This window comes from Cupriavidus sp. NPDC089707 (assembly GCF_044748965.1).
Taxonomy (GTDB): domain Bacteria; phylum Pseudomonadota; class Gammaproteobacteria; order Burkholderiales; family Burkholderiaceae; genus Cupriavidus.
In genome coordinates this window covers 15,859-38,710 of record NZ_JBIVHB010000035.1, presented here as the reverse complement: position 1 = coordinate 38,710, position 22,852 = coordinate 15,859, and the positions used below count along the sequence as shown (strand labels likewise).

The 22,852-nt window shown below is 62.2% G+C and carries 24 protein-coding genes and 5 pseudogenes; 17 read left to right on the top strand and 12 right to left on the bottom strand.

The annotated features are described in order from the left end of the window. The first annotated feature begins 85 nt into the window (after nucleotides 1-85). The 3 genes from ACIP1U_RS30750 to ACIP1U_RS30740 all read left to right on the top strand — a co-directional run bounded on the left by ACIP1U_RS30750 (nucleotide 86) and on the right by ACIP1U_RS30740 (nucleotide 1,836). Nucleotides 86-499 (top strand): hypothetical protein, encoded by a 414-nt coding sequence (locus ACIP1U_RS30750; RefSeq protein WP_400323120.1) that lies wholly within the window; start codon nucleotides 86-88, stop codon nucleotides 497-499. A 230-nt stretch (nucleotides 500-729) separates the two neighbouring features. Continuing rightward, nucleotides 730-1,206, top strand: a complete 477-nt coding sequence (locus ACIP1U_RS30745) for a hypothetical protein (RefSeq protein WP_400323118.1) — start codon at nucleotides 730-732, stop codon at nucleotides 1,204-1,206. 81 nt (nucleotides 1,207-1,287) lie between these two features. Continuing rightward, nucleotides 1,288-1,836, top strand: a complete 549-nt coding sequence (locus ACIP1U_RS30740; RefSeq protein WP_400323115.1) for a hypothetical protein — start codon at nucleotides 1,288-1,290, stop codon at nucleotides 1,834-1,836. Nucleotides 1,837-1,926: 90 nt separating this feature from the next. Here the strand turns inward: ACIP1U_RS30740 and ACIP1U_RS30735 are convergent, their stop codons facing one another. The 3 genes from ACIP1U_RS30735 to ACIP1U_RS30725 all read right to left on the bottom strand — a co-directional run bounded on the left by ACIP1U_RS30735 (nucleotide 1,927) and on the right by ACIP1U_RS30725 (nucleotide 2,851). Beyond that, nucleotides 1,927-2,079 carry a WGR domain-containing protein gene (locus ACIP1U_RS30735; protein WP_400323112.1) on the bottom strand — a complete coding sequence of 51 codons (153 nt, stop codon included), beginning with the start codon at nucleotides 2,077-2,079 and terminating at the stop codon, nucleotides 1,927-1,929. Nucleotides 2,080-2,159: 80 nt separating this feature from the next. Continuing rightward, nucleotides 2,160-2,585, bottom strand: coding sequence for a type II toxin-antitoxin system VapC family toxin (locus ACIP1U_RS30730; protein ID WP_400323109.1), 426 nt, complete (start codon nucleotides 2,583-2,585; stop codon nucleotides 2,160-2,162). Next, the gene (locus tag ACIP1U_RS30725) at nucleotides 2,579-2,851 is read right to left on the bottom strand and encodes a type II toxin-antitoxin system Phd/YefM family antitoxin (protein WP_400323106.1); all 273 of its coding nucleotides are present in this window, start codon (nucleotides 2,849-2,851) and stop codon (nucleotides 2,579-2,581) included. Before ACIP1U_RS30725 ends, ACIP1U_RS30730 begins: the two co-directional genes overlap by 7 nt. A 116-nt stretch (nucleotides 2,852-2,967) precedes the next feature. On the opposite strand from ACIP1U_RS30725, the gene ACIP1U_RS30720 reads away from it, so the two are divergent. From ACIP1U_RS30720 to ACIP1U_RS30700, 5 genes and pseudogenes are all read left to right on the top strand, one after another. Next, nucleotides 2,968-3,147, top strand: coding sequence for a hypothetical protein (locus ACIP1U_RS30720; RefSeq protein WP_400323103.1), 180 nt, complete (start codon nucleotides 2,968-2,970; stop codon nucleotides 3,145-3,147). Between the two features lie 239 nt (nucleotides 3,148-3,386). Further along, complete coding sequence (locus ACIP1U_RS30715; protein ID WP_400323100.1) at nucleotides 3,387-3,677, top strand: DUF2471 family protein; 291 nt, start codon at nucleotides 3,387-3,389, stop codon at nucleotides 3,675-3,677. A gap of 8 nt (nucleotides 3,678-3,685) precedes the next feature. After that, on the top strand, nucleotides 3,686-3,943 hold the full coding sequence (locus ACIP1U_RS30710) for a hypothetical protein (protein ID WP_400323097.1): 258 nt from the start codon (nucleotides 3,686-3,688) through the stop codon (nucleotides 3,941-3,943). A 16-nt stretch (nucleotides 3,944-3,959) separates the two neighbouring features. Then, the gene (locus tag ACIP1U_RS30705) at nucleotides 3,960-4,277 is read left to right on the top strand and encodes a hypothetical protein (protein WP_400323094.1); all 318 of its coding nucleotides are present in this window, start codon (nucleotides 3,960-3,962) and stop codon (nucleotides 4,275-4,277) included. Nucleotides 4,278-4,536: 259 nt separating this feature from the next. Then, a pseudogene (locus tag ACIP1U_RS30700) lies at nucleotides 4,537-5,435 on the top strand (IS3 family transposase); the annotation flags it as partial. Here the strand turns inward: ACIP1U_RS30700 and ACIP1U_RS30695 are convergent. Both ACIP1U_RS30695 and ACIP1U_RS30690 read right to left on the bottom strand, forming a co-directional pair. After that, nucleotides 5,395-6,030 (bottom strand): annotated as a pseudogene (locus tag ACIP1U_RS30695) (IS3 family transposase); the annotation flags it as partial. The pseudogenes ACIP1U_RS30700 and ACIP1U_RS30695 overlap by 41 nt on opposite strands. Then, nucleotides 5,979-6,248: a transposase gene (locus ACIP1U_RS30690; RefSeq protein ID WP_400323091.1), complete on the bottom strand. Its 270-nt coding sequence runs from the start codon at nucleotides 6,246-6,248 to the stop codon at nucleotides 5,979-5,981. The pseudogene ACIP1U_RS30695 and the gene ACIP1U_RS30690, both read right to left, overlap by 52 nt. Here ACIP1U_RS30690 and istA point away from each other — a divergent pair. The 6 genes and pseudogenes from istA to pcaC all read left to right on the top strand — a co-directional run bounded on the left by istA (nucleotide 6,231) and on the right by pcaC (nucleotide 12,592). Continuing rightward, complete coding sequence (istA, locus tag ACIP1U_RS30685) at nucleotides 6,231-7,781, top strand: IS21 family transposase (protein ID WP_400323088.1); 1,551 nt, start codon at nucleotides 6,231-6,233, stop codon at nucleotides 7,779-7,781. The two genes, ACIP1U_RS30690 and istA, sit on opposite strands and share 18 nt — an antisense overlap. Before the next feature lie 27 nt (nucleotides 7,782-7,808). Beyond that, nucleotides 7,809-8,519: pseudogene (istB, locus tag ACIP1U_RS30680) on the top strand (IS21-like element helper ATPase IstB); the annotation flags it as partial. 1 nt (nucleotide 8,520) lies between these two features. After that, nucleotides 8,521-9,855: pseudogene (locus ACIP1U_RS30675) on the top strand (acetoacetate--CoA ligase); the annotation flags it as partial. A gap of 58 nt (nucleotides 9,856-9,913) precedes the next feature. Beyond that, nucleotides 9,914-10,885 (top strand): Bug family tripartite tricarboxylate transporter substrate binding protein, encoded by a 972-nt coding sequence (locus tag ACIP1U_RS30670; RefSeq protein ID WP_400323085.1) that lies wholly within the window; start codon nucleotides 9,914-9,916, stop codon nucleotides 10,883-10,885. Between the two features lie 114 nt (nucleotides 10,886-10,999). Beyond that, nucleotides 11,000-11,863 (top strand): amidohydrolase family protein, encoded by an 864-nt coding sequence (locus ACIP1U_RS30665; protein WP_400323082.1) that lies wholly within the window; start codon nucleotides 11,000-11,002, stop codon nucleotides 11,861-11,863. A 304-nt stretch (nucleotides 11,864-12,167) separates the two neighbouring features. Further along, nucleotides 12,168-12,592 (top strand): annotated as a pseudogene (gene pcaC / locus ACIP1U_RS30660) (4-carboxymuconolactone decarboxylase). 116 nt (nucleotides 12,593-12,708) lie between these two features. Here pcaC and ACIP1U_RS30655 read toward each other — a convergent pair. Continuing rightward, nucleotides 12,709-13,602 (bottom strand): helix-turn-helix domain-containing protein, encoded by an 894-nt coding sequence (locus tag ACIP1U_RS30655; RefSeq protein ID WP_400323079.1) that lies wholly within the window; start codon nucleotides 13,600-13,602, stop codon nucleotides 12,709-12,711. A gap of 125 nt (nucleotides 13,603-13,727) precedes the next feature. Here ACIP1U_RS30655 and pobA point away from each other — a divergent pair, with 125 nt between their 5' ends. After that, entirely contained in the window at nucleotides 13,728-14,897 is a 1,170-nt protein-coding gene (gene pobA, locus ACIP1U_RS30650) for a 4-hydroxybenzoate 3-monooxygenase (protein WP_400323076.1), read from the top strand. Between the two features lie 293 nt (nucleotides 14,898-15,190). On the opposite strand, the gene ACIP1U_RS30645 is transcribed toward pobA, so the two are convergent. After that, on the bottom strand, nucleotides 15,191-16,615 hold the full coding sequence (locus ACIP1U_RS30645; protein WP_400323073.1) for a DUF2252 domain-containing protein: 1,425 nt from the start codon (nucleotides 16,613-16,615) through the stop codon (nucleotides 15,191-15,193). Nucleotides 16,616-17,166: 551 nt separating this feature from the next. Then, entirely contained in the window at nucleotides 17,167-17,664 is a 498-nt protein-coding gene (locus ACIP1U_RS30640) for a transporter (protein WP_400323070.1), read from the bottom strand. A gap of 220 nt (nucleotides 17,665-17,884) precedes the next feature. Between ACIP1U_RS30640 and ACIP1U_RS30635 the strand changes: the two genes are divergently transcribed. Further along, nucleotides 17,885-18,748, top strand: coding sequence for a type IV toxin-antitoxin system AbiEi family antitoxin (locus ACIP1U_RS30635; RefSeq protein WP_400323067.1), 864 nt, complete (start codon nucleotides 17,885-17,887; stop codon nucleotides 18,746-18,748). After that, complete coding sequence (locus ACIP1U_RS30630) at nucleotides 18,745-19,587, top strand: nucleotidyl transferase AbiEii/AbiGii toxin family protein (protein ID WP_400323065.1); 843 nt, start codon at nucleotides 18,745-18,747, stop codon at nucleotides 19,585-19,587. Before ACIP1U_RS30635 ends, ACIP1U_RS30630 begins: the two co-directional genes overlap by 4 nt. Nucleotides 19,588-19,726: 139 nt before the next feature. Here the strand turns inward: ACIP1U_RS30630 and ACIP1U_RS30625 are convergent, their stop codons facing one another. The 4 genes from ACIP1U_RS30625 to ACIP1U_RS30610 form a co-directional block, all read right to left on the bottom strand. Continuing rightward, nucleotides 19,727-20,377: a nucleoside-diphosphate sugar epimerase gene (locus tag ACIP1U_RS30625; RefSeq protein WP_400323063.1), complete on the bottom strand. Its 651-nt coding sequence runs from the start codon at nucleotides 20,375-20,377 to the stop codon at nucleotides 19,727-19,729. A 200-nt stretch (nucleotides 20,378-20,577) separates the two neighbouring features. Then, nucleotides 20,578-20,829, bottom strand: coding sequence for a hypothetical protein (locus tag ACIP1U_RS30620; protein WP_400323060.1), 252 nt, complete (start codon nucleotides 20,827-20,829; stop codon nucleotides 20,578-20,580). 169 nt (nucleotides 20,830-20,998) lie between these two features. After that, nucleotides 20,999-21,265 (bottom strand): H-NS family nucleoid-associated regulatory protein, encoded by a 267-nt coding sequence (locus tag ACIP1U_RS30615; protein WP_400323057.1) that lies wholly within the window; start codon nucleotides 21,263-21,265, stop codon nucleotides 20,999-21,001. A gap of 68 nt (nucleotides 21,266-21,333) precedes the next feature. Further along, entirely contained in the window at nucleotides 21,334-22,524 is a 1,191-nt protein-coding gene (locus ACIP1U_RS30610; protein WP_400323054.1) for an H-NS family nucleoid-associated regulatory protein, read from the bottom strand. Nucleotides 22,525-22,852 lie beyond the last annotated feature (328 nt).

The following is a 22,852-nucleotide window of genomic DNA, read 5'->3' as shown; positions in this document are numbered from 1 at the left end:
AAAAGCGTCGTCAATCAGCGTTCAGGACCATGACAAGATCATGGCGTGCGTGAAAGACTTAAGCGCGAGATAGGAAGAAGACGAGATGTTCACAGAAGCGAAGATCGAGCTGCGCGAACTGATGCGCTTGGTTGCGCAGCGTCCCCCGCAATCGAGCTCACAGCGGAGGCTCGGGCAGAACGCATTCGCAAAGAGGCCCGCAAGAACGAACTGCTGGCCAAGTACGAGCTGGCGTAGTGAAAGCATGGACACCCGCCGGGCAGGAATCGAGAGCTGGCATCATCGATCAAGGACTTATGTGCACACCCCATACAAGCAAATCGTGACCAAGTTGGTCCTGGCAGGCGTGTTGGCCATTGGCGCCGGCCTGTTCCTGCTCGAGCTGGATCTGACCGGAATGCCGGCCTGGATCGCGCCGTTCGCGAAGTTCACAGTCGGGTGTGGCGCACTGTTCCTGGCGCTGGCGGTGTTCGCGGGTACACGGAAGGAAGATAAGTAAGTGGTGCTGGTGTGTGCGTGTGCAGTGACGTTGCGTTACTCACGCGGCGTGGGACCGGGCCCGTAATCGGCCGGGCAAACAGCGCGCAGCTATCCTGACATGGCACCGCCATCGAGCGCGACAACAATCTGAGGAGCAGATGACCTCGTTCAATGAACAGCACTGTGGCGGGAAACGCCTGCACTTCATGCCGTCATAGGGCCACACGAAGAATAACGATGGAAAGAACTATGCAAATTGAGCACAACAATAACCGCGTATTCGCAGCGAGTCTAATTAGACTTGTGGTCTTTATCGCAGCTTTGATTGTCGCTTGGCAGGCCGTTCGGTTCTGCCAGGGCGACATTGGCGCACCTGGGTTCGATCAAATCCTCGCCATCATGGACGCCGCGCTAGGCCCACAACGCTCATCAGGGCCTATCAATTGGCTAGCGCAAGTCTTCCACTACATTGGCGGTATTTGCCTGTGGGTGGGTCTCGCATCGCTCGTCGTGAGCGTTGGTTCTGGAGCGGCCCGAATCGTGGAGGTCGGATTCAAGCAGTACATGGCCGAATGCAAAGAGGCTGCGGAGGAAGCCAGCCGCAGACAAAAGATCGAGGCGACCCGTGAGCGCCGCCGCGAACAGCGCCGCAAGGCGCAACAATCCAAAGCGTCTTTCGGTTTTGGAACCCTCGTGCTGGGCGTCATCATTGGTATGTTTCTGTAGACACAGAAGACGGTAGGAAAGCACCCAGGCGCGTGAGCGCACCGCGCTACAGCCAGCTTTTCACGCTCCTACGGCCTGGCAATGGATGCCGATGGCAACTTCTATGTTTCCGAGCAGAGCGGCAGGCGCATCCGCAAGATCAGTCCGGCCGGCGACGTCACCACTCTGGCTGGAAACAATCTCGCAGGATCTGACGACGGCATCGGTTCCGCTGCTTCGTTCAATGCTCCCGGCATGGTGGCCGTGGGAACAGACGGCAATGTCTATGTGGCAGACGGCGGTAGCAACAAGATCCGCAAGGTCACGCCGACCCGCACCGTCACGACACTGGCTGGAAGCGGTTCAGCAGGCTCGTCCGATGGCACCGGAAGCAGCGCGACGTTCAACTACCCGTTCGGTATTACCGTTGGCAGCGATGGCTTTATTTACGTTGCCGAATTGCAAGGCAACAAGATCCGGCGAATCACGCCGACTGGCATCGTGACAACGCTGGCAGGTAGCGGCGCCGCCGATGGCAGTGGCACCACCGCAACCTTCAATTTGCCCGCGGGGCTGGCGTTCGATGCACAAGGCAGCCTTGCTGTCGTCGAAAATGCTGGCAACAAGATTCGTAGAATCAGCCGCCAATAACAAACTCTCGGCGCGACTTGCGCCATGTCGAAGGCAGCAGGCGCTTCGGCATGGCAGTTGAGTCAGCATGACGGCCGCCATGCCCGGCGGCTACTCCTCCACGTAGCCCTTGCGCAGTTTCTCCGCCACCAGCTTGTCCATCTCGCGCCGGGCCTGTTCGGCATTGTCGAACGCCTTCACTGCGGTCTGTCCTGCGCTGCCGACTTCAAGTGGCGGTGTAAACCAGTTTCTGCAAAGCACCATGAAGTAAGCCAGCTGGCCGGTGGCGCTCGATTGCCTGGGTGGGAAAAACAAAATTATGCAAACCGACGCGTAGCGGCCCTTCAGACGCCAAACCAGTTCGTCAGCCGCAAACCAGCCAATTCCGCAAAATCCTTGGTATTACGCGTCACCAGGGTCAGCCCGTGTGCGATCGCAACCGATGCAATCTGCCCATCCACGAATGGCAATGTGAATCCAGCCCGCTCGCGCGACTGGCGCAGCTCTGCGTGAATCCGCGCCGCGGCACCGTCATACGGCAATATGGGCAACGTGCCAACGACATCTTGCACAAAACGACCAACAGCGTCTTTGCGTTGGCCTTCTGGCATGCGCAACCAACCATAGCGGAGCTCATGCCAGACTGGGGCCGGAATGGCTAGCTCGCCATCGTAGCGGGCCAAATTCTCCATTACCGCGACCTCAGGTCTCGGCCGCATGGCCTCTGAAATAATGTTGGTGTCCAGCAACCAACTCACGGCGCTCACCATGAGAATTCCCTTCCCCCATCGGGTTGACGTAATTGCTCAAAGGGATCGCCCTCATCTTCCTCTGCCACATAGCTTTTGCGCCACTCCGCTAAACGTGCAGAAAAGCCAGATGACGAGCCAACAAGCTGCCGATATTGCGACCAAGACATCAAGACCCCGGCCGCCTGTCCGCGCCTGGAGATCATTAGTGGCTCTTGTGCCACTTCTACACCGCGGAGCGCATCAGCGAGGTGCGCTCTTGCCTCAGAGAATGGGATCGTTTGCATGGGATGGTGCTCCTTGCCAGAAATGTACATTTCAATTGTACATGCGGCATGAGCAGAAGTCTTCGAATCAACGGCGATCCTGCGAGATCGTCGGCCAAGCTGTCGAGGAGAATGTATTGGCAAATCCAGTTCGTGACAATTCAGTTGTCAAGGCAAAGTTCAAATGTCCGGGCCGGCAAAGTGTCCTCATCGAATTTTTCATGTGGATTGATGCTCGACAAATAGTGGTCCATCCGGTGTTCAACTGGGGAAGCGGAACCGCCATGATTTTTTTTATGGCTTTGCTGGTGCTGTGACTTCATCGTGAAGGACCGTCTCGGCGAAAGCGCAAGGTAACGTGAAGCCGAAATAGCTAGTGCCATAGCGCCGTAGGCTGGTCTTGCAACCATGTCAACCAAATCAACCTACTAAAGTGGTGAACCACGCTGAACGCTGCACACGCCCGGCGAATGCGCAAAACCGGGACGCTCATTGCCGCTGGCTCTGTGGCGGGTTGTTTCGCTATACTGTATATCCATACAGTTCCCACCAAACCATGGACTCAATCCAAGCCGCCGAAGCTGCCATCGTCCGAGCCACGCCAGCCATCGTTGCCAAGCACCGAGCCGCTGGCATCCTGACCTGGAAGCTCATTCATCAAATCGAGACCGAGGTCATGCATGAGGTGGGCCAATCGGGTAAGCACGCGCCTAACCTGCTTCGCATGCTGAAGGCCTCGCCGTTGCTGGGCTACCCGAAGGACGACACGCCTGCCGACTTCTCGGGCAGCGAAGTGGTGCCAATCACCTTCAGCGCGATCCAGGACGCCTGGCAACGCGTCAACTGAACGTCCACATGGCCGCGAGCACGACCATCTTTCTCGAGGCCCACTATTTCGGCGAGGACAGCGAGGCGCTGCGGTTGCCGTGCGAGGCGATCGCGGCCACGGCTGGCGGCCTCGTCGTGACCGGCTTGGAAGCAGCAAGACAGTTGCGCGCATTAAAGTGGCGGCCCGACTTCCTGTCCTACTGGGAGGACGGCCAGTTGATTCGCCTGGCCGTAGGCCCATGGGCTGCAGTGGATGCGACCACGGTCCGCTTCACCTTGCGCTGAACCGCACATCTAAACCATGGGCAACAGCAAACAGGCGGCCCGGTGCCAACTTCCTACAGAAGTTAAGGGGGAAAGCCTGGCGCACTCGGAGAACGGCATCCTCGGCAGCATCCACGGGCAGTACATCGCCGCCGCGCTGGGCACGCTAGGCCCCGCCACGCGCGAGTCGGCAAACCACCACCAGGTGATAGTTGAGGCGGGACACGCCGGTACCGTCCGGCTGTTTATCGAAAAGAAGCGCGCGCAACATGGAAGGTATACGCACTATTTCTGGTCGGCATACCGGGCAGGAGCTGTAGGCCCTCCCCCGCAGCCGCGCGACATCCCGGGCTGATGTCATGGCCAGGCGGTAGCCTCGGGCCGCCCACACTGTCCCAGTTGCACGAATGCATTGGCACGTCGGGAATCTTCTGAACAAAACGGGCACATTCCGTACAAATCGTGTCGCCGCCACTTATGCCACGATCCTCATAACTATTGCTGGGATGATGACCGTGACTACCGAAACACTCCCTCCCCCGCCATGAGCTTCCCCCCGAAATTCGCCTTCCAGTAGGTCGTGTATAAAGTCGACCGAACGGAAGGAAAAGAGGATGTTCAAGGTACCAAACCAGGCATACACGGCGGAGTTCAAGGCTGCGGCCGTGAAGCGCGTCAAGGACGGGCAGGGAGTAGCTGTTGTTTCCCGAGAATTGGGGATGTCAGGCCAGACACTGCGCAACTGGGTGAAGGCATCGGATGCGGGCACGCTCAACGGCACAGGCACGAAGGCCGTCACGCCGGAGCAGATGGAGCTGTCGCGCCTGAAGGCCGAGAACAAGCGCCTGCAGATGGAACTTGAAATCGCAAAAAAAGCGGCGGCGTTCTTCGCGAAGGACCTCCTGTGAAGTTCGCCTGGATTGACTCGCAGCGGCGTCAGTATCCGCTGGCGGCGCTGTGTGAGGTCCTGTCTGTCAGCCACAACGGCTATCGTGCCTGGAAGCGCGGTGGCAAGCCTGAGCGCAAGCGGCTGAGCGATGGGCAGTTGCTGACCTTGATCCGGACCATTCACGCCGAGGTCAAGGGCGCCTACGGATCGCCGCGAATGACCGAGGAGATCCGTGCTCGGGGCTTTCCGGCCGGCAAGGAGCGGGTTGAGCGGCTCATGCGCGAGAACAACATCCGGGCCCGGCATAAGCGGCGCTACAAGGTGACGACGGACTCGAAGCACAAGCTGCCGGTGGCGGAGAATCTGCTCGATCGCAACTTCACGCCGACGGCGCCGAACCAGGTGTTCACCTCGGACATCACCTACATCTGGACCGATGAAGGCTGGCTGTATCTGGCGGTCGTGCTGGATCTGTTCAATCGGGAGGTTGTCGGCTGGTCGATCAAGCCACGCATGACGGCGGACATCGTGATCGACGCACTGATGATGGCGTGGTTCCGGCGCAGGCCTGAGCCAGGCGCCCTGCATCACTCGGACCGTGGGTCCCTTGATCCGAGTGGTGAATGACATCCTCGGGGCGGCGCTGCGCGAGCGCCATATCCAGCGCCTGCAGCATCAACTCGGTACGCAGATGGCTGCCCATGGCCCAGCCCACAATCCGGCGGCTGAACACATCCAACACCACCGCGAGATAGAAGAAGCCCGCTGCGGTCGGTATGTAGGTCGCATCGGCGACCCACAGACGGTTCGGTGCGTCAGCTTGGAAGTGGCGCTGCACCAGATCCGGAGCCGGTCGTGCCCCAGGTGCTCGCCGCGTGGTCTTTACCCAGCGGCGCCGGCTCACGCCGCGCAGGCCCGCTTCACGCATCAGACGCGTCACGCGCTTGCGCCCGACGTGTATTCCTTGCCGGGCCAGCGTCGCGTGAATGCGCGGCATGCCATAGGTGCCGTGCGAACGCGTGTAGATGACCCGGATGCGTGCCAGCAACTCCATATCCCGCAGCGCATGGGCCGATGGCCGGCGTTGATTCCACGCATGGAAACCACTGCGCGAGACCTTGAGCAGCCGTGCCATGGTCGCCAAGGGCCAGGTGTCCTGATTCGCCTTCATGAATTCGAACCCTTGTCGGGTACCGTTCCGGTCTCCCGGGCGAACCAGGCCGCGGCTTTTGCCAAGATATCGCGCTCCATCTTGACCCGCCGAAGCTCTCTACGAAGATGGGTCAGTTCCTGGCGCTCGGCAGTGCTCAGGCCATCGTGACGTTTGCCCGCGTCACGGTCGGCCTGTGCGACCCAATTGTAGATGGTCTGGGCAGTGGGTTCGAATTCCTTGGCCAGGTCTTCCGGCGTCCGGCCGGCATGGACCAGGTCAATCATTTGCTGCCGGAAAGCAGCGGCATACGGCGCTCGAGTCTTGGCCATGATGGGTACCCCCTACGGTTCAAGATAGCGGGTGTCCAAAAAAGCGGGTCATCTCCAGTCAGCGAGATAGCCAGCTACGCGCGCGCGGCCAACGTGGACTGGGCGCTGGCCCAGACATTGAGCGACGAAGAACTGCAAGCCCTGCTGTACCGCCCACCGGTGCCCCGGCAGTCGCGTCACCTCGAACCCGACTACGCCTACATCCACCGTGAACTGCGCCGCGCCGGCGTGACCTTGCAACTGCTGTGGGAGGAGTACCAACAGCAACACCAGGGGCAGGCCTACAAATACAGCGCCTTCTGCGAGAAGTACCACGGCTGGGCGACCAAGCTCAAGCGCTCGATGCGCCAGACACATGTGGGCGGTGACAAGCTCTTCGTCGACTACGCTGGCCAGACAGTCCCTATCGTTGATGCCAGCAGCGGGGAGATAACCCAGGCGCAAATCTTCGTCGCTGTGCTTGGTGCGTCCAATTACACCTACGCCTGTGCCACACCGACCCAGAAGGCAGCGGATTGGGTCGGCTCCATCATTGCCACGCTGGAATTCATCAGCGGCGTCCCACGCCTGCTGCTGCCCGACCAGCCACGTGCCTTGATGGCCCGGCCCGACCGCTACGAGCCGACTTCGCATCGCTTACTCGACGAACTTTGCGCCCACTACGCTCTGGCGGTGCTGCCGGCACGACCGGCCAAGCCGCGTGACAAGCCCAAGGTGGAAGTTGCGGTTCAAGTGGTCGAACGCTGGATACTGGCTCGGCTGCGCCACCAACGCTTCTTCAGCCTGGCCACTTTGAACCGCGCCATTACTACTCTGGTGGTGGAGCTCAACCAGCGTCCGTTCAAGAAGCTGCCCGGCTGCCGAGCCAGTGCCTTTGCCGAACTCGACCGCCCGGCACTGCGCCCGCTGCCAGCCACGCGCATGGCCATTGCGAATTACAAACGGGCGCGCGTCAACATCGACTACCACGTCGAACTCGACGGCCACTACTACTCGGTACCTCACGGCCTGGTCGGCGAGACCGTGGAACTGCGCGTCACCGCCACCACGCTGGAAGTGCTGCATGGTGGCAAACGTGTGGCAGCCCATCCTCTCAACCCGCGCCGGGGTGCCCACACCACCACGCCCGAGCACATGCCGGCGTCACACCGGGCGCATCTGCAATGGACCCCAGCCAAGCTCATCGCCTGGGCCGAGCGCATCGGCGCCGCCACCGCTGCCGTGGTGCGCTGGCAAATGGAGCACCGCGCTCACCCCGAGCAGGGCTACCGCTCTTGCTTGGGCTTGATGCGTTTGGGGCGCCAGTACGGCGGCGACCGGCTGGAGGCCGCCTGCGCACGTGCCCAGTCGATTCGCTCGCCGCACTACAAAAGCATCGCCTCCATTCTGCGCAGTGGACTCGACCAGCGCCCGCTCGCCGCCCCCGTTGCCGTCCAGGCCACCTTGCCCTTGCACGAGAACGTGCGCGGCCCCGGCTACTACCACTGAACCATCCCTCACACCGAAAGAATGAACATGCTCAACGAACACACATTGACCCAACTGCGCGCGCTGCGCCTGGACGGCATGGTCGCCGCCTTGGCCGACGCCGCCACCCAAGTCGCCACCAGCGACATGTCCTTCGAGCAACGTCTGGCCTTGCTGGTCCAGCGCGAGGTGGACTGGCGTGACAGCAAACGACTGGAGCGTCTGATGAAAGCCGCCCGATTGAAGGTCTCCTCGGCTTGCCTGGAGGGCATTGATTGGCGCGGCAGTCGCGGCCTCAGCCGTGAACTCATCGCCAGTCTGGCCAGCGGGGACTGGCTGCGCCACGGTCACAACGTCTTGCTTACCGGGGCCACTGGTTGCGGCAAGACTTGGTTGGCGTGCGCCTTGGGCCAGCAGGCGGCACGGCTGGGCTTCTCGGTGCTGTACGCCCGCGCGCCAAGGCTGTTGGAGGAATTGCACGTGGCGCATGGCGATGGCAGCTTTGCGCGGCGCCTAGCGCAATTGGCCAAGCTCGACCTGCTCATTCTGGATGACTTTGCCATTGCGCCCATTGCGGCGCACGAACGAAACGATTTGCTGGAGTTGCTCGACGACCGCGTCGGCACTCGCTCGACCGTCATCACCTCTCAGTTGCCGGTCACGGCGTGGCACGCCTGGCTTGATGAGCCCACTTTGGCAGATGCCATCCTCGACCGCATCGTCCATGGTTCGCACAAGATGGCCCTGAAGGGCGATTCCCCTGTTGCAGGCACTGCCGAGCGTGCGCACCGTCATCCATGTACCCGGGCCACTGGCAGCGGAGCGCTCCGTGCCGTGGGGCGGAGCGATCGCCTGGCAGGAAGTCCTGCGTGCCGACGCCGACCTGCAGTTCGAAAGGCTGCCGTTCAACCATCCGCTGTGGATCGTGTACTCGTCCGGCACCACAGGTCTGCCCAAAGCGATGGTGCATGGCCATGGCGGCATCGTGCTCACACACCTGAAGACGCTGGCGCTGCAGCATGACCTGCGCCCCGGCGATCGGCTGCTGTTCCTGGGCAGCACAGGATGGATTGTATGGAACCTGCAGGTGGGGGCGCTGCTGACCGGTGCCACCGTCATCTTGTATGACGGCAACCCCGCCTGGCCCGACAGCGAGGTCCTGTGGCGCTTCATGGACCGGCAGGGCGTCACCCTGTTCGGCTGCGGCGCCGCTTTCCTGGTCAGCTGCATGAAGCAAGGCCTGCGCCCACGCGACCTTGTCCAGCTGGAGCGGTTGCGCGCCATCAATTCCACTGGCTCGCCGCTCCCTGAAGACGCCTATCGCTGGGTCTATGAGGCCGTAAAGCCAGACGTTTGGCTGGCCTCGATGAGCGGCGGCACCGATATCGCTTCAGGTTTCGTGGCCTGCGTGCCCTCGCTGCCGGTCCTTGCCGGCGAAATCCAGGCTCCCGAGCTTGGCGTCTCGGTGCACGCCTACAACGATGCGGGCGAAGTAGTGCTGGATGAAGTCGGGGAGCTGGTCGTCACCCGGCCCATGCCGTCGATGCCGCTGTTCTTCTGGAACGACGACGGAAACCGGCGCTACCGTGACAGCTACTTCGACACCTTCCCCGGCGTCTGGCGGCATGGCGACTGGATCCGCTTCACGCCGCGCGGTACGGCGGTCATCTACGGCCGCTCCGACAGCACGATCAACCGCGGCGGCATCCGCATGGGGACGGCGGAAATCTACCGCGTGGTCGAGGAACTGCCGCAGGTGCGCGACAGCCTGGTCGTCGATCTCGAGTATCTCGGTCGGCCCTCGGCGATGCTGCTGTTCGTAGTGCTGGCGCCTGAAGTGACGCTGGACGACACGCTGCGCGATGCATTGCTGCAGCAGATCCGCACCAGGGCATCGGCCCGCCATGTGCCCAATGCCGTGTACGCGGTGGACGAGATCCCCCGCACCCTGAGCGGCAAGAAGATGGAAGTTCCGGTGCGCAAGCTGCTGCTGGGTGCACCGACCGACAAGGTGGCGAGCCCCGATGCCATGGCCAACCCAGCCAGCCTCGCTTTCTTTGTAAAGCTCGCAGCGGAACTGAACTCGTCCGAATGACTGCCGCGGCCTGTCGCAGGCCGCCTGTCATCACATATCAAAAAAAGGAGACTCCACCATGCATCGCCGCGCTTTTTCCACCCTTGCTGCCGCGACCCTTGCCCTCATCGCCCTTCCTGCGGCCAGCGAGCCGGCCTTCCCCGTTAAGCCTGTCAGGCTTGTCGTGCCGTTCGCACCGGGCGGTCCGGTCGACGTCATGGCGCGGATTCTTGGCGACCAGATGGCCAGGTCGATGGGCACGCCGGTGGTGGTGGAGAACCGGCCTGGCGCCGGTGGCAACATCGGCAGCGCGGCGGTCGCCAAGGCACCGCCCGACGGCTACACGCTACTGTTGACCCCAGGGAGCATCCTGACGATCAACGAGGTAATCTACCCCCGCCTCCAGTTCGACCCGGCCAGGGACTTTGTGCCGGTGTCCCTGACGGGAGACATGCCGCTGGTTATCGCCGTGAATCCCACAGTGCCGGCGATGACCGTCAAGGAACTCGTGGCGTACGCCGGCAAGCGGGGCGGTCTGGTGCTCAGTTCGCCAGGCAATGGCACCACGCCGCACTTGGCAGCCGAACTGTTCAGGCGGGAAACCGGTATCCAGCTCGTCCACGTGCCGTTCAAGAGTGGCGCTGAGTCGGCCGCCGCCATCATCAGCGGACAGGTCATGGGCGGCATCGAGACACCGCCCTCCGTGCTGCCCCACGTGCAGGCGGGAAAGCTGCGCGCGCTCGCCGTCGCGGGGCCGTCGCGCCTGGAAGCGCTGCCCGACGTGCCGACAACGGCCGAGGCGGGCCTGCACAGCGTGCGGATCGTCAGCTGGTTCGGCTTGGTCGCTCCGGCAGGCACGCCGGCTGACGTGGTGCAGAAGCTCAATGCCGAAGTCGCGCGCGCGATCAAGAACCCGGAGGTCAAGGCGCGCTATGCCAGGCTGGGGATTCGGCCCGTCAGCAGCACGCCCGCCGAGATGACCAGACTGGCCCAGGGCGAGAGAGCCATGTGGCACAAAGTCGTCAAGGATGCCGGCATCCGCCTGGAGTGAGCGACAGTTCGCGACGCGACTAAGCCGATCTTGTTTCCGGCGGCGGCACAGGCCGCCGACGCATGCGCCTTGCACGCATTCCTTCACCCACACGCAGTCCCAAGACACACGCCCATGGACCACGCCAACCTGATTGCCATCGACATTCACACGCACGCCGAGGTGAGCTGCTGGAACCCCTTCGACAGCTATCGCGAGGAGTACGACCGGGCAGCCGACAAGTACTTCCACAACAGCCGGCGGCCGACCATTGCCGAGACGGTCGCCTACTACCGCGAGCGAAGGATCGGCCTGGTAATGTTTACGGTGGACAGCGAATCCAACCTTGGCCGGCGCCGCATTCCCAATGAAGAAATTGCACAGGCGGCCCGCGAGAACAGCGACATGATGATGGCCTTCGCGAGCATCGACCCGCACAAGGGCAAGATGGGCGCGCGCGAGGCTGAGCGCCTGATCAAGGAAGCCGGCGTCAAGGGTTTCAAGTTCCACCCGACGGTGCAGGGCTATCACCCCTATGACCGCATGGCTTGGCCAATCTACGAGGTCATCAACGCGTACAAGCTGCCAGCGATCTTCCACACCGGACACAGCGGCATCGGCTCGGGCATGCGCTGCGGCGGCGGTCTGCGGTTGCAGTACAGCAACCCCATGCACCTGGACGATGTGGCGATCGATTTTCCTGACATGCAGATCGTGATGGCACATCCAAGCTGGCCGTGGCAGGACGAGGCGCTGTCAGTAGCCACGCACAAGCCTAATGTGTGGATCGACCTGTCGGGCTGGAGCCCAAGGTATTTTCCGAAGCAGCTGGTGCAATATGCCAACACGCTGTTGAAGGACCGCGTGCTGTTTGGAAGCGACTACCCGCTCATCACGCCCGAGCGCTGGATGAAGGACTTCGAGGAAGCGGGCTTCAAGCCAGAGGTCATGCCCGGCATCCTCAAGGGCAATGCCGTGCGCCTGCTCGGGCTGGCTTGATCGCGCCCCCGGCACACGCAAGCCGGCAGCTCGCGGCGGATGGGCGGAATCCAATCAGTCCGGCATCTCGCGGGTCCCGTCCCGCTCGCCCCTCGCATTGCGGTCGCCGACCACTTGGTGCCGTCGGCCCGGCGTCAGCCCATACTCTTCCATCTGCGTCTGGATCCAGTGCACGGCGTCCGCCTGCTAGTGGGCCGCGACCCTGGCCGCTGCGATCCGGGATGCGCGTTTCGTCGAACTGCCGGCCGCGCATTGTTCCAAACTCGAGCAACCGGGCCGCTTTACCGCCGCGCTGCTCGACTTCATCCTCGGCCGCCTCCCCGTCACCGACGACCAGGCCTGCTATGAGGCCGGCCTGTCCGTGCGGCGCAAGGTGTTGGGCAGCGCGCGCACGTAGACCGCGCGCTGGTCCGCCTGGCGCCGCTCAATGAGGAATTCCAGAACCTGATCACGCGCTATGCCTGGGGCGAGATCTGCGCGCGGGAAAGGCTGCCGCGGCTCACGCGCAGCCTGCTGACCATCGCGGTGATGGTGGCGCTGAACCGCTCGGAATAGCTGAAGCTGCATCTGCGCACCGCCGCCAACAATGGCGTGACGCGCGACGAGATCAAGGAGGTGCTGCTGCAGACCGCGATTTACTGCGGCGTGCCAGCGGCCAATTCCGCCTTCCACATGGCCGAAGAAGTGTTTGGGACGATGGAAGAAGCCAATGGCAGGCCGCAGGCCTGAGCAATAGCGCGCATTGTCAGGCCCACTCGACTGGGCGTTGGACGGAGGTTTTTTCTCCTCTCCCACTGGTCTGTTCAGCGTGGAAGAGGGGGCGAACCAGCAGTCATACCGCGGCGCTACTCCTGGCGCATCGCAAACGCCGGCAGGCGTGCACGCCCCGACTGCCGGAACTCGGTCGGCGTCTGCCCGACCTGCCGCGCAAAGAACCGAGAGAAGTAGGCTGCATCGGCAAAGCCTAGCGACAGGGCGATGTGCTTGATCTCCAGGTCGCTGAACAGCAGGTCGCGCTGCACCTGCGCCAGCACCCTGGTGTGGATCATCTGCAGCGCGGACTGCCCCGCCAGTTGCCTGCAGATGCGGTTCAGCTGTGTGCCCGTGATGCCGATGTCACGCGCATAGTCGCCAATCTCCCTTTGCTCGCGATAGCCCGATTCCAGCAGTTGCTGGAACTGCTGGAAGTGCCGCGTGGGCCGGCTGCTGCTGCGCGCCGCCGCCGGCGCCGAGGCGTCCGCCAGGCGGGCTATGCCGATCAGCGCCACTGTCAGCAGCGCCGAAAGCGCCGCGCCCCGCCAGGCGGAAACCTCCTCCATCTCTCCCCGGAACAGCGCCAGCGCGTCGGCCAGCGCGTGGCCGCGTCGCACACGATCGTGGCGCGGGCGCTCGAACAAGGGCAGGGTATCCGGCACGCCGGCCAGTAGCGTGCGCAGGTGGCTGTCCGTCATGGTTACGACAATGCCGTCCGTATCCGGCCGGAAGACGAACCCGTGGATATGCTGCGGTGGCACCATGACCAGCGAACCGCTGCGCAGCGGCTCGCGCCGCTCTTCCAGCAAGGCCTCGCCGCCACCGGCATGGATGTACAGAATTTGCAGGAAGCGTTCATGTCGGTGCGGCTGGATCTCCCAACCGTGCAGCTTGCTGCGTTGCGCAATCGATTCGAAATGCAGCTGGTCAAGCAGCGGCTCTGATGAACTGGTGCCGTACAGCGAATAGGTAGGGACGGGTTTCATAGTGGCGGCTCGGTTTTTTCCGGCAATGTTCGGATTTTGCTGTTCTTGGTTCGGTCTGTCCATTCCGGAAAACGCGCCCGGCCACTATCGTTTCCCCTTTATAACAAAGCATACGGAGACAAGCCATGCGCACCCAGGTCGCCATCATCGGCGCCGGCCCTGCCGGTCTTCTGCTCGGCCAGCTGCTCAGCCGGGCGGGCATCGACAACATCATCGTTGAGCAGCGCAGCCCTGAATACGTGCTCGGCCGCATCCGCGCCGGCATCCTGGAAAGCGTGACCGTGCAGGCGCTGGAGCGCGCCGGTGTGGCGGCGCGGCTGCATGAAGACGGCCTGCCGCATGAGGGTATCGAGCTGTCGTTCAACGGCCAGCGTCATCGCATCGACCTGCATGCACTGACCGGGAGCAGCGTGACCGTGTACGGGCAGACCGAAGTCACGCGCGACCTAATGGCCGCGCGCCAGGCCGACGGCACCCCGACCATCTACGAGGCCGAGGAGGTGAGCCTGCATGGCTTCGATGGCACGCGGCCGCTGGTGCGTTACCGCAAGGACGGCATCACGCACGAGATCGCCTGCGAATACATTGCCGGCTGCGACGGCTTTCACGGCGCTAGCCGGAAGAGCGTCCCGGCGGCATCCACGAAGCTGTTCGAGCGCGTCTACCCGTTTGGCTGGCTGGGCATCCTGTCCGACACGCCTCCGGTGGCTGACGAGTTGATCTACGCCGGCCACGAACGCGGCTTCGCGCTGTGCAGCATGCGCTCCCGCACGCGCAGCCGCTACTACGTGCAGGTGCCGTCGAGCGAGCGCGTGGAAGCCTGGTCGGACGAGCGCTTCTGGAATGAACTGCGCAGCCGGCTGGATCCGCAAGCCGCACAGTCGCTGGTGACCGGGCCGTCGATCGAAAAAAGCATTGCACCGCTGCGCAGCTTCGTGTGCGAGCCGATGCGCTTCGGCCGCCTGTTTCTGGCCGGCGATGCCGCACATATCGTGCCGCCCACCGGGGCCAAGGGCCTGAACCTGGCCGCGAGCGACGTCCTGTACTTGGCCGATGCGCTGACTGCCCGCTACAGGCAGGACGACCCGCATCAACTGGACGTCTATTCGGAGAAGTGCCTGCGCCGCATCTGGAAGGCGGAGCGCTTCTCGTGGTGGATGACCTCGCTGTTGCATCGGTTCCCGGATGCCGACGCGTTTTCCAGCCGCATCCAGCAGGCGGAACTCGACTATCTGGTCGGCTCCGAAGCCGGCAGCCGCGCGCTGGCGGAGAACTACGTGGGATTGCCATACTGAACGGCGTTCGGAACATGGGCCCGCGGGGCGCGCCTGAAGAGCAAGGGTCCGGCTCGGAATTGGGCCGCTAAGAGATTGGCCTATATCGGAGACGCAAGGTAGGGGCGTTCGATGTCATAACAGGGCCTTTCTACTGAGATCACGATCTCCTTCAGAGTCCACAGCCCGAACTGCGGCTCAAGCCACTACGCGGCTGGCGTGTGGGGGAATCCAGGACTACAGGCTGTAGTCTCAACTGGGGGGCCGGGGGCGGCCCGAGGGCGCCTTTTGGTGATCCTCGCAAAGGACTTTAACTATTTTTCCTCGAGTACCACCTCGATCCGCCCCTCTCTGATCGCACTGAGGAATGCACGGTAATCGCTCTTGTTTTGGGAACAGTACTCGGTCGCGAATTCGCAGATCGCATCGTCGAAGGTCTGCCCGGAACCCATGTACCCCGCGATCATCGCAGCATCACCCGAACGGGCATGCGCGCGGGCCAGCGCGTGCGCACACATCCGGCCATATTGTCTTAGCATGCTCGCATCCCAGTCCCCGATGATCGCGGACAGCTTCATGTCGCGCAACTGCCGGACGTAGAAGTCGCGTCCATTCTTGCCCCGGGTCCACCCGAGAAAGACGTCGCTCGCCGCCTGCATGAGGCGCTGACCCACGATGACACGTTGGCCATGGTTGGGGTGCAGGCTCGTCCCTGCATAGGGCTCCAGCACAGACGACCGTGCCTCCTTCACCTGCAGGAACAGCGGGTCGTTGTCCGCGGCCATGAACAAGCCCACGCCGCACATTGTGCCAACGCTGCCCACGCCGACAACCTTGAATGCCAGGTCGAAGAAGTGGAACCGGTCAAACAGGATCCGCGTATGTTCGGGCAGGCTCTCCCGGTACGAAGCAATGGCTTCGGCGTACCCCGAAGCCAGGCCGGGCGCCTGCTCCTCGGTCGGATGAAAGATCAGCGGGGGCTCGTCCTTGATCCTGGGCCTTTCCCCTTGCTCCGAAACAAGTTTCGGATACAGATGTTCAGGTACCGACTTACGCTTCTCTGCTTCGATACGCTCTGCCAGCCGCTTGCGCGCCGCGGCAATGATTTCAGGGTCGCCTGTCTGGTCGAGGTACTTCTGCAGGTCGATCCGGTCGTACCAGACATCCAGGGCGCGCATCCACCCGTAGTTGAACATCCGTTCGCGATACTCGCGAACGAGATCGACGGCCACACGTGCCGCATCCCTCTTTGGGAGGGCCAGATGCTCGGCTGCGATGACTACGCTCGCCGCAAGTCGCTTGACATCCCACTCGAAGGGGGCCGGCAAGGTCTCGTCGAGATCGTTGATATCGAAAATCAGGTTGCGCTCCGGCGTCGCGAAGCCGCCGAAGTTCATCAGATGCGCGTCCCCGCACGCCTGCACCCGGATCCCGCTGGTGGGGGTACTGGCGAGGTCGGCAGCCATCAGTGAAGCCGCCCCGCGGTAGAACGCGAAGGGCGAAGTGGACATGCGTCCGAAGCGAATCGGGATCAGATCCAACAGCCGGCCCGCGTTGGATTCCATCAGGAGCTCGACCGGGTCGCGGCGGTTCGGGGGCGGCATCCATCCCGCCTGCGATGTGCGCGGGACTGCATCACGTAACGCCCGCCCTTTCGCTGCGCGCTCTTCGGCGGTCAGGTAACTCGCTCCGGCCTGGGGCGCGGCGGCAAGGTGTTTACGGGTGTCTGGCTTGTTCATGGAGATTCTCTTCTGCATCGCGTGAAGCGGCTCGTCGTGTCATCCGGCGCGCGGTAGCGTTGTCACCCTGAGGGGTGGGCGGTGTCGGGAGATACGTTGGGAAATCCAGCGATCACACCTCAGCCGCATCGACACGAAGAGGCGCCGACGGTGATGGCGCCATGAAGTCTACGCTCCGGTGCAGTGTTCATGCCGCCTCTCCACCTCCGCTCAGTGATCAAACCAACGGTACTGAATTGTCAGTGAGACTACCTTGTAAGCGCCGCCGAACCTGGTCGAGAGTCCCTTGGATGCTGCCAGTTTGGCGGACCAGCCCCCCTGCCAGCGGTAGCGAAAGCGTGACGCCATAGCGGGAGTTTTGCTGCCTGTCTTCGTTGGTGCTGCCATCGACTGCCGTCTCGCCACCAAAAAAGTAGCCAAGGTCGGCGGCAATCCATAAGCCTGGCCGGAAGTCATAGCCGCCGTGAAGCTGCAGCGCGGCAAGCGGCGCTTGGCTGCGGCGGTGGCTGCGAAGGAATGAATCGTTGTCCGATTAGATCCATACCCCAGCGTCAACCTCGACGAACCAATTGCCAATCGGCTGCGAGACACCGATTTCGGGCTTGATCGCCCATCGGTTGGTGCCCAAGTTGATCAGGCGCGCCGGGGTCATACTGACCAGTGGGCGCTATAACCTGTAGGCTGGCACCCACGATTGTGCTGGGGGTACGCCGGGCGAATTCCTCACGCGTCATCGCCGGTCCGCCAACCAGGTCCACTGCCAACCGTAGCCGAATGTCCCCAAGTCCCGAGCGATGTACCTGATTCGGCGCATCGAAGACTTTACCGGCCACGTCTCCATCAGCAAACGGTACAAACAGGCCGATGGAAGCGCTGCGGCCGACAAGATCGAACACGCGGACATAACCGATCCCAAACAGATTGAACCTCGCGTGAATATCGGAGATGGGCAGAGATGGGTCCGTGAGTGCTTGTCCGGCCTGCCGGGCGTAATTGGCAAGTAAGAAGTTTGTCCCCGTCGGCGCTGCGGAGTAGGCGCGTGCTTCCAACTCCTGTGCTCTTGTACGTTGGGATCCATGTTGCCTCACGTTAGACCGCCGACGGCAACGGGCGGAAAGCCTCAGCGAGTCTCCTGATGAGCGGAAGGATGGGGACGAACCGAGCATGCTGGGCTGGCGAGCGCCGGTGTACTGTTAGCGACTCCGTAAAGTGCTTTTTTAGGCTCCGCGTTGGTTTTCACATTGGAGCGTATGACGCTACAATATGTAAATGCTCCAGCGCAATGAAACTCCCTCTCAGCTGCCCGAACTGCCCGGCCAACGTCAAGTAGGCGCCGCAGCGCGCTACGTCGACCAACTCGCCGCCCGCGGTCGCGTCACCTTTTCCATTGCCAAGCTATGCACCGAAACAGGCCTGAGCCAGACGGCCGCCCGGGACCAGCTTCGTCGGTTGGCGAACAAGGTTGCACGGGTGTCGCCACGCAAGGACTTCTTCGTCATTGTGCGCCCCGAGCAGCGCGCTATGGGGGCGCCGCCAGCAAGTTGGTGGCTGGACGCTTTCTTTAAGATGGAGCAGCGCCCCTATTACATTGCCCTACTGTCGGCCGCAGCGGAGTTCGGCTCCCACCACCAAGCAGTACAGGAAGTCCAGGTCATCACAGATCGTCCGATGCGGGATCTTGTGTTGGGCCGGCAGCGCATTCGTTTTTTCGTCAAGCACGATGTGGCCACCACGCCGACCATTACCCCTGAGAAAGCCTTTGCCCCGGTCGCGGTCAGTAGCCCCGCAGCGACTGCCCTGGACCTCCTTCGTTACGCCGACCGTATCGGCGGCATTAGCCGAGCGATCGAGGTCATTCGTGGGATGTCGCACCAAATTCGCAAGCCCGATCTCAAGAGGGCCGTGCTGGCTGAATCGGAGACCGCCAACCTGCAGCGGATGGGCTATCTGTTGGCCCAGCTTGAACTACACAGCGAGGCAAAACTGGTTCAGGAGGCCCTCCCGGGCCGCCTGCAATGGGTTTGGTTCGATCGGCATGAAGGCCGGTCCGCCGCCAATCCGGACCAGCATCTACCCATTGAAGCCAACTTCCGGGTGCTGTCTTACTCCAACCCAGTCAACAATAACGAATGACCCAACTCACCCAACAGGACGTCCTCGAGCACCAGCAGGTGGTGCCGTGGCCCAATTTGTATCAAGTCGAGCAGGACTTACTCTTGTGCCGGTCCATGGTCGCGATCTTCGAGGATGACTTTCTGTCAGCGCAGGTTGCCATGCGAGGTGGCACGGTGCTGCACAAGGTCCATCTGGCGCCGGCATGCCGCTACTCGGAGGACATTGACCTAGTCGCGATCGGAGACCGCCCCAAAGAACATCTCCAGGCCGCCATCAAGCGAGTTCTGCGCCCGATCCTCGGCACGCGCTATACCTCGGCCTGGGCCCTGCTGAAGCTCGCCGTGCGTAACCTGGCCAGCCCTTCGGAGATTCTCCGTGTTGTTTACAAGGTGCCGTCCATTTCAACGCCTGGAATGAATCTGACGATCGAGATCGAGGCGAACGTTACGGAACGGATTCCACACAGCCCCTTGCAATCGCTGCTATTCTCGGTTCCGTTCCGAGACGATACTCTTCAAACGCAGATCGTCTCGTACGACCTGCACGAAATGCTGGGCACGAAAATGCGAGCACTCTTTAAGCGCCAGAAGGGTCGGGACCTGTTCGACTTGCATCGGGCAATCACTTCCCCCTCTGGCGTTGCCGAACAGAAGATCATCGACGCGTTCCTGCATTACATGGGTGAGGAGCGCACTGTCGTGCCGCGCGCCGAATTTGAAGCGCATCTGGCCGACTGCCTGGCCGATCCCGGCTTCCGAACCGATATGGAGCCCCTGCTGCTGAACGGAATTTCATACGATCCCGTTGTGGCCGGCGACGTGATTCGCACCAAGCTGCTGTCGCTGCTACCGGAATAGCCCGACCTGTTCGCGCCCCAGACCTGCGGGCGTCTTCCACGGCGTCGCGCGCCTTCTGGCACGTCGCCGCCAGTTCTGTGCGCTGGCGTCGGCGCGTTCCTGTGCAATGACGACTTATTCGCAGACGCAAAGCGGCAAATCACTTCGTGGAGCGCATCGACCCGGATAGCATAACCGTCTTGCCCGTAGCTCGAGGCACCTCAATCAGCAAAGCTTTTGCAACGTCAGCAGCCTCGATTGGCTTGTAGTTCGAGGGAATTAGGAAGCCGACTGCTTTGCTGAACGTAAATCCAAGCTGCTCTCCCCACCGCTTCGGCTGCCCTACAGCCTCCCGATTCCCAACAAGGAGAGACGGACGCGAAATGACTAGTCCTTCAAACGGCATTGGCGTCAACGTGTTCTCGAGATTCCCCTTCACACGGCTGTAGAAAACTTTCGAGTTGGAGTCGGCTCCCATCGCGCTCACCAAGCCCAACTTCTTAACGCCAGCGATCAATGCCGCCTTCGCCACCGCCAGATTGGCATCGTAGTCGATAGCCAGGAAAGCGGCTTGGCTGCCGGCGACCTTGATTGTTGTCCCAAGCGCAAGGTACAACTCGTCTGCAGCCGGCAGGGAAGGTAGGGCGGCAAAGTCGACGACATGGGCTGTGAGTTTGGGATGCTGAATCCCAGGTGTCCTGCGGCCGAGGCTGTGTACCTTGGCCACCGTTACGTCGGCCAACAAGCCATTAAGAATCTCTCTGCCAACCAAGCCAGTGGCGCCGGCGATGATGACTGTTCGATTTGCCATTGGCAGATACTCCGTAATGATCGGAAACCCGGTCAAGCTGATGCTGAATCTTGGTCGCAGGCCTTTCTGTATCCCAGAGCTTAGCTCGCCGATGCCAAAGCCGCGTCCACCACGCCAGGAAAGGAAAAAAAGGGTTACAGGCGCGCGCCTCGTAACCCTTTGCCGTATCTAGATGCCCCCGATTTCCGGGGCTCCCTGCCTCAGAGCGGCATGTGGTCGGTCGAGAACTCGTGAGCGCCGTCGGAGTTGACGTCGAATTTTCCCGCCTTTGCGCCATCGGCGTAAGGGTTGAATTTGCCAGCCTTGGCACCGTCGACGTAGATGTCGTACTTCGCAGCACGCGCACCGGCAGTGTAGGGATCGAACTTTGTGCTGGTGGCCAGAACCGGGGCAGCGGACAAGGCGGCGGCGATGGCTGTGATGACGATCAAGGCGTAGCGGGTGGCGTTCATGATTTCCCTTTTCTCTTTCTCGGAGCGACCCGGCTGTTATTGAGTTGCTGCGTTGCGGTATCGCATGGATTGAAAGATAAGGGTTTTCCCTAGAATGGCAAAGAGCCAACTCAGCAATAAACGGTTTCCCGTTGCGCAACAATCACCTGGCCAAGATCAGGGCATGCCCTTACGGGTCTGCCATGACGGCTCTAAGCGGATCCCCTGCCAATCTGGGATAACCGCTGGCGCTACCTACCCTGTAAAACTCCACACTCTGCCCCGCATTGACCGCACGCCGCAGCCAGGCGGGCATCTCCCCCTGTCCGTCCCAGGTCAGCCCCTCGGCGTTGCGGTTGACACTTTCGCCTGGGCGCAGCGTGAGGAGTGCCCCCTCGGCCAGGCGCAAAACTGGAGCGGCTGGCGCGTGTACGTGTCGACCCGGCAGGCGCACCATAAAGCATCTGCCGAGTTTGCTGGATCCTATGTATGGGGGTGGACCGGCCGCGCCCGCCAACCTGTCGTTCAGTTCAAGAGATCGATTAGGAAACGCTCGGGCTTCTTGCCAATCCACGCGGGAGCCCTACCGCGCCCCGACCAGGTCTGGCCCGTCTTGGGGTTGCGGTACCTCGGAGGCGGCGCGGCCTTCGTCTTGGTCGGAACAGCGCGGGCAGCGGGCTCAACACTGGGCTTGCCCGCAATGTCCTCAATGCTGAGGTCGTACTCCTGCATCCACTGCCGAATCTCTTCCACGACCTTTGGCACTTCCGTGGCCCGCAACTGCTCAAGTTGCGCATTGACAGATGCCAGTTGAGCGAGCAGTGAGGATTGGGACGGGCTTTGGGTGGCGGTAGGCGCTTTTTGCCCCTGTCGCGGCTTCCGGGTTTGCGTCTTCTCAGTCGGCGCTTCCGGGGCAGCCTCCACTCCAGGCAGTGTTATCTGCTTCGGCCCGCGCTTCCGGGTGGGGGTCTCTTGAGTCGTGACTTCCGGAGCGGCAACTTCCGCTAGGATTTTCGGCTTCCGACCGCGCTTCGGGGCCCGCTTCTCTTCCGGCGCTGCTTCCGGAGCGGCAGTTTGGGTGAGCGCTTTCGGCTTCCGACCGCGCTGCGGGGCCCGCTTCTCTTCCGGCGCTGCTTCCGGAGTGGCAGTTTCGGTGAGCGCTTTCGGCTTTCGACCGCGCTTCGCGGCCCGCGTCTCTTCAGGCGCTGCTTCCGGAGCTGGGGCGTAAAGCGGTGCTACCGGGGCGGCCGTTTCGGTCAGTTCGTCCTGGGCGGCAGCTTCCATCGGTTCGTCCGTGGCCAGGACTTCAACCGGAGCTTCGGCCACGGCTTCAGTGGTCGCTTCCGAGGGCATGGCTTCAATGGGCGCTTCCGGCGCGTCAGATTCAGTCAACGCTGCCGAGGCGGCGGCTTCCATCGATTCCTCCGGTGCCACGTCTTCCGTTGAAGCTTCCGGGGCTGCGTAAGGCCGCCTGCGCCGATATGACACGGTCGCCGTCGGGCCGCTATCCCGGCTTGTCGACCAGAAGTCCAAGCGTTGGGCCTGAGTGTCAACGCTGCCACTACCGACGCCTGCACCACTGGCTTCACCACTGACGGGATCCGCGTCGCGCATCGCCTCAGCGATGGGAAGCTCCATCTGACCAAGTCCGTCCGTCGCACTGCTCGCGACAAGGGGTTCAACCACTTGCTCTGGGGCTAATTCGCTCTCCTTCATTGAAGTCACTGCAGGTGCAGACGCTTCCTAATTCCATGGAGGGTGAGACCTTGTCTCTTGCGTGTCGTTCGCTTCTCGCCTGCGCCAAGCCTTCCTTACGAATTCTCGCGCCCAATCAACGCCGTACGACTTCGGGACCTTTCTGCCGACTCGTCGTATTCGGGACGTCCTCGGGCTCGGCGTAATAGAGAGACTGGAAGGTCTCGTCGGCGTCCCTCGGCCGCTCGCAGCAAGGCTGACCAGGTCCCTTCTATCGAACATGTCGATCCTTTCGCAAGTGATTGACTCACAAGGAATTTGGGGGCGCGACTGTATCAAATGCATCAGC